This window comes from Klebsiella sp. HN106 (assembly GCF_051209435.1).
In the GTDB taxonomy this organism is placed as follows: domain Bacteria; phylum Pseudomonadota; class Gammaproteobacteria; order Enterobacterales; family Enterobacteriaceae; genus Klebsiella; species Klebsiella oxytoca.
Window position 1 is genome coordinate 1 of the sequence record NZ_JBLURD010000271.1, and the last position, 284, is coordinate 284.

A 284-nucleotide genomic window follows, 5' to 3' on the forward strand; every position below is an offset into this window, starting at 1 on the left:
TCCCGACTGACCGGCACAAAAACGATATGCAGCTTCAGGTGGCGCTGTTTGAGCTTTTTATCCTTCGCTAGCTGTTTATTCAGCTCGTTTTCCAGCGCGATAAAAATGTCGTGCGTCGCCCCGCGCTGGGTGCCTTTATCAATAAAAAAGAAGGTCTTGCTGTAGGTGGTTAATACCCGAATGGTACGACGGTCGATCATGCCAGGCAAATCGCCTCTCCATGGCCGTAGCATATCGTCGATATGAATCGACAGCGTGTTGTCTTCGGCTGCTGCCGGCGGCGC

At 52.5% G+C, this 284-nt stretch carries 1 pseudogene; it reads right to left on the reverse strand.

The features are described from left to right. A pseudogene (locus ACSIPU_RS31195) lies at window positions 1-284 on the reverse strand (lytic transglycosylase F); the annotation flags it as partial.